General features: G+C 45.9%; 6 protein-coding genes and 2 pseudogenes. 7 read left to right on the plus strand and 1 reads right to left on the minus strand.

Going from position 1 to position 5,231, the window contains the following annotated elements:
* The 7 genes and pseudogenes from C6A40_RS24390 to C6A40_RS24425 all read left to right on the plus strand — a co-directional run.
* On the plus strand, positions 1 to 883 hold an 883-nt coding region (locus tag C6A40_RS24390), incomplete at its 5' end, for a VENN motif pre-toxin domain-containing protein (RefSeq protein ID WP_102135171.1).
* Complete coding sequence (locus tag C6A40_RS24395) at positions 840 to 1,139, plus strand: hypothetical protein (RefSeq protein ID WP_223539752.1); 300 nt, start codon at positions 840 to 842, stop codon at positions 1,137 to 1,139. The genes C6A40_RS24390 and C6A40_RS24395, both read left to right, overlap by 44 nt.
* Positions 1,140 to 1,220: 81 nt before the next feature.
* Positions 1,221 to 1,424, plus strand: coding sequence for a hypothetical protein (locus C6A40_RS24400; protein ID WP_186436512.1), 204 nt, complete (start codon positions 1,221 to 1,223; stop codon positions 1,422 to 1,424).
* Positions 1,420 to 2,125, plus strand: a pseudogene (locus tag C6A40_RS24405) (VENN motif pre-toxin domain-containing protein); the annotation flags it as partial. The gene C6A40_RS24400 and the pseudogene C6A40_RS24405, both read left to right, overlap by 5 nt.
* 691 nt (positions 2,126 to 2,816) lie before the next feature.
* Entirely contained in the window at positions 2,817 to 3,140 is a 324-nt protein-coding gene (locus C6A40_RS24410) for a DUF6572 domain-containing protein (protein WP_021242376.1), read from the plus strand.
* 138 nt (positions 3,141 to 3,278) lie between these two features.
* Positions 3,279 to 3,518 (plus strand): DUF6911 family protein, encoded by a 240-nt coding sequence (locus C6A40_RS25430; RefSeq protein WP_228861646.1) that lies wholly within the window; start codon positions 3,279 to 3,281, stop codon positions 3,516 to 3,518.
* A gap of 661 nt (positions 3,519 to 4,179) precedes the next feature.
* On the plus strand, positions 4,180 to 4,611 hold the full coding sequence (locus tag C6A40_RS24425) for a hypothetical protein (protein WP_269325740.1): 432 nt from the start codon (positions 4,180 to 4,182) through the stop codon (positions 4,609 to 4,611).
* Between the two features lie 201 nt (positions 4,612 to 4,812).
* Here the strand turns inward: C6A40_RS24425 and C6A40_RS25435 are convergent.
* A pseudogene (locus tag C6A40_RS25435) lies at positions 4,813 to 5,137 on the minus strand (AAA family ATPase); the annotation flags it as partial.
* Positions 5,138 to 5,231: the final 94 nt, after the last annotated feature.

The following is a 5,231-nucleotide window of genomic DNA, read 5'->3' on the forward strand; positions in this document are numbered from 1 at the left end:
TGGCGATATTAAAGCTGCGATTGCGGGCGGTGCCGCGCCGTATATCGCCAATGCCATCGCGAATGCCATCCCGGAGACGGATCTTAAGGGACGCGTGCTGGCCCATGCGGTTGTCAACGCCGCACTTGCAGCAGCTTCCGGCAGAGATGCGGCGTCCGCTGCAGCTGGCGCGGCGGTGGGTGAGCTTGTCGGCAAAATTGCGGTAGACAAGCTGGCTGGTAAGATTGCGGTTGACGGTTTTGGCAAACAGGTCAGCGAACTGAGCGAGGAAGAAAAACAGACGGTATCTGCGCTGGCGACGCTGGCCTCTGGTCTGGCTGGCGGGCTTGTCGGAGACAGCAGCGCGAATGCGGTAGCGGCGGCTCAGGCGGGCAAGACGACGGTTGAGAATAACACGCTGAGTCCTGGCCATGATGAGGAAGAGTTTGAGAAAGAGCACGGCGACCGCCTCCCAAAAGTCTACAACATTGCCAGGCCTGGGGTGTTGTTTGACGAAGATGGTAAGCCGCTTCCTGGAACTGCTGGTCTTGGTATTGGGGCAGTTCCGATAGGTGGCAAATCTAAAGATACTCAGATTTGGACTGAAACCAAAAAAGCGGAGCCTGTTGACAATGCGTATGGACACTGGACGAAGCATGGAAAAGAGTTTCCCGAATATCAAAACTCAAAACAATATGTGGATGCCACACATAATTTTGTAACAAATCCGCCAAAAGGAACGCTCACCACAATACGTAAAAACGGTGATACGATTTACTACAACCCATCGTCCAATACATTTGCAGTCAAAAATAGTGATGGTGTGCCTAAAACAATGTTCAGGCCGGATCCCGCAGATCATGGCTATCCAACAAATTTGGACTACTTCAATGCACAAAAATAATGATTTATATATTTGCCGGGTATGTGGTGCTGAGCAGCTTGAGGCCCCTTGGGGTGATGATGGAGAATCACCAACATACGAAATATGTGATTGCTGTGGGGTTGAATTCGGTTACGAAGATTCAACATTGCAAGGAATTAAGAAATATCGGACAAAATGGTTAGAAGATGGAGCTAAGTGGCACAGTAAAAAATCGGAGCCTGAAAACTGGTCTGTTGTAGAACAGTTATCTCATATACCTGAAAAATATCTATAGCTTTCGATCCCGATTTCGTTTCAACCTAACGGAAACGGCTATTATCGTGTTGATTCGTATAACCCGGCTACAGGTGAGATAGTGTCACGTAAGTTCACGCAGTTCTCTGATATCACTGAATCAACAGCGACTAATTACATCCGGGAGGCTGTGAATAAATACCCTGCAGGTGCAACCATTGCTAAAGTTCCATCAAGTGGTTCATTGGGCGGTGATGCGTTGCGTGGGACTAATATTTTAGAAGTTCCTCCTCAGGTAAAACCCATTCCACAATCGGTTTTTTAACAAAGAGAAAGAGCAGAAACGCCTGCAAACCGCGCAAATGATTGGCGAGATCGGCAATCAGGTTGCGGATATTGCGCGCACCAACGGCAAGATTGCGGCCACGGAAGCGGCCAACGAGAAGATGAAAACCGCGGGCAGCGATGCGCGTAACGCCGCCATCAGCCAGCTGAAAAAAGACGGTAAAGAGGTTACCGATCAGGCGATTCATGACCAGATGTACCAGACCTTCTATAACGAAGCGTTTAACCAGTCTGGCATGGGAACGGGGCAGAGCACCCAGCGCGCCATCACGGCAGCAACGGCGGCCATTCAGGCGCTGGCAGGTGGCGATATTAAAGCTGCGATTGCGGGCGGTGCCGCGCCGTATATCGCCAATGCCATCGCGAATGCCATCCCGGAGAAGGATCTTAAGGGACGCGTGCTGGCCCATGCGGTTGTCAACGCCGCACTTGCAGCCGCTTCCGGCAGAGATGCGGCGTCCGCTGCAGCCGGTGCAGCGGTGGGTGAGCTGGCTGGTAAGATTGCGGTTGACGGTTTTGGCAAACAGGTCAGCGAACTGAGCGAGGAAGAAAAACAGACGGTATCTGCGCTGGCGACACTGGCTTCTGGTCTGGCTGGCGGGCTTGTCGGAGACAGCAGCGCGAATGCGGTAGCGGCGGCTCAGGCGGGCAAGACGACGGTTGAGAATAACTCGCTCAGTGAACACAGTCCGTTTGAGCATGAGGAAGAAGAGCACGAAAAAGAGCTTGGTAATGGGCATATAAAAATTATCCCTATGAATCCAGGGCTGGAACCTGAACGGGATGAAGCCGGAAATCCGATCACTTATGCGCCAGGATTTGGAGTGCCTATTGGTTCTGCGGTTCGATTACCTTCTGGTTACACTCCTACAGGTCGTGGAGATGTGGTAGGTCCGAAAGGTGGCATGTATACCAATACAGGGAAAACAGACTCATCGGGTAACGCTATTTACAGTAATAATGGTAGTTATTATACTTTTGATAGCACGTCAAAAAATGGCACCCTATCTCCAAACCCAGCGAATCAAATTCGCCAGAACTATGATCAGGGAAAAGCATTCGAAGATAGCATTTATCAAAAATATTCACAGGGAATGACCGATTCAGCCAGAGAGGTTACAATCAAAACTGGAAGTGGGGTAAATGTTAGAGTGGATATTATGACGAAAGATAGTAGCGGGAATATTTTCTGTGTCGAATGTAAAAGCTCAGAGACAGCACCTTTAACGCCTAATCAAAAGATCGGCTACCCAGAAATAGAAAATAGTGGTGGTGTGATTATGGGAGTAGGCAAACCCGGATTTGATGGTGGGACAGTGATTCCACCAACAAAGATTGACGTGATAAGACCAGGCAAAGATAAAGGTTAAATATGTCAGTAGAAGACCTTAATAAAATTGATTTTATGGGGATCACTGAAAATGAGCCAGACGCTATCAGTCTGGCTATATCAGATCATCTGGCTTGGGGTGAGAACACAAATGATCATTTGTATAAGTTACAGGAAAAAATAAATTCATATATTGAGTTTATAGAAAGTGGGCAAATGGAAGAAAGTTTCCCTAAATCTAAAGGGAAAACAAAGAAAATTATTGAGATTTACTTCAAAAATTATCCGCCGAAAGATGTTCTGTTTTTCTTTGATAAAGTTGAAAGTGTTTTGGCTGGGATTAATGTAAAGCTACAGTTAAAGTAAGTATAGCTAATGTGATGTTTTTATTGTTTTATGAGCCTGCTTGTTCAGGCTCTATCTTTTATACCTTCTCATGATCAGTTCTCTACTGGCAGCCTGGCATGAAATCTCTCAAGGCTAGGGAATAAAATGACTTTCAAAATGAGTTGGACACTGGACAAAACAGGTGGAAATAAACAGATCTCAAATTGGGATATGGTATTAAATCAGTTTAAACAAATTCAGGGAAGAAAAGGAACCCTTACTCTTGATATACTTAATAATAGCGATGATAGCGCTGGAATGCTTCAGGTCAGAACGGAGAATGGTTATTACTTAATAACATTAGGTGAAATTGTCAAAGATGAATATCAAATAAGAACGTACTGGGATTCATCTTAACCTGATACAGGAATGGTGATACTTGGAGATTACTGGCCGGAATCTCAGGTTACAAAAGACTGTTAACTTATTGTAAAGATCTCAAAAGAGTTTTTTGATACTGGCAATGTATTAAAGGAATTTCTTAATTGAAATATAAAGCCAAAACTTCGGCGTTCGCAGTGATGCTGTAGTTTTTTGGAATGATGCTGGAGTGGCAGATACGAGTCACTCTAGGGCGGTAGCGTATTCAGGCCAAAAATGCGCGTCCGGGAAAAATATTGGAAGCGCCGAAACTCCTTAACAAAAATGGACTGTAACCTCCTAACTACATTGGGAAATCATCCATAAATTCTCAATAACTGTATCGGAAAGAGTTGTTGTTGAGAATAACTCGCTCAGTGAAGCTGCTGATTATCTGGCAACGGGTAAAAAGCCGGAGGACAGATACAAGGACGCGCAGCAGCAACTGAAAGACGCGGTTGACGAGTTTAAGGCGAAGAACTGCGACGGACTATACACCAGAACAAGTTCAACAAGATGCACTTGATCTTTGTGGTGCGATATGTAGGGATACAGATGCGCTAAGAGGTAACATGATTGAGCGTGGATATGATCCCAAGCAGGTTGATGACGCAATAAAACAGATTATTGATAAAAATCGTCAGACTGGAGTGATTAAGTGATGTTGATGTGGAATGATTTTGTCGAAATGTTAGGCTGCCAGAAGATGGATGAAAGATTCATCCATCTTTCTCAAGAGTTTAATGAATTACCTAAACGTGATGAAAGTGTTTTAGGTGATAGAGAATATTATTCATTCATCGGTTCAGGTATATTATTTTTATTGGATAATGGGATCGTGGACCAAATTAGTTTTTACATTGAGGCTGATGAAGGATTTTCCAAATTTAAAGGTGATTTACCGTTATCTTTTGGTTGTTCTGAGTCTGAGGTTATTCATCATTTTGGAGTGCCCTCATCTTCAGGGGGGGCGGAAGATGCACTTCTTGGTTATATGAATCGCTGGATAAAATATGAGGAAAAGAGTTATGCGATGCATCTGCAGTTCAATAAAAATGATAAATTATGCAGAGTGACGCTTATGAGATAATTTCTTCTCATGAGTATAGAACTTTTTTCTGAGGAATAAGTTATTTTGGGACAATTTTAGTTGATTGGTAAAATTAACCATATTATCCCTCTCGGTTGAAGAGGGTACGCTGAGGTAAAAATTGTCGGCCAGAAGACTCGGCAGACCGAAAATTGATAACAGATTGAAAATTCTGGCGGCCATTTTAGTTTTGGGGTTAAGCTACCCCAGCCTCTCCACCCGCGTCTCCCCCTCCACCCTCGACAGCTGATACAGCGAAATGATCGCTGCTTCTCAATCAACTTTGCCAGCTCCGGCGAGTGGCTGGTGAGCCAGATCTGCGAGTAGCGGCTGGCCGGCGGGCAGCATCTGCGAATGCAGTCAGTTTTCCGGTTCGTTCAACGCGATAAATGCCGGTAGGCGCGGGCTTAACAGCGCTACCGCCAGGTACAGAAAGCGCAGGATGCCGTCGGAGAACTCCGCCGGTGTTGTCGCTGTAAAACACGCAGATGGGGAAGGCCTGGCCAAGGATACGTATCAGCTTTAGCGGCAGCGGTCACGCAGTCAGCGGTAGCCGACGGTGCTATCATTGTTCGCGACCAGGCTAACCAGAAGCAGGACGTCAGCACGCTCAGCCGTGA

It is taken from the genome of Enterobacter sp. GER_MD16_1505_Eko_090, assembly GCF_003331015.1.
In the GTDB taxonomy this organism is placed as follows: domain Bacteria; phylum Pseudomonadota; class Gammaproteobacteria; order Enterobacterales; family Enterobacteriaceae; genus Enterobacter; species Enterobacter roggenkampii.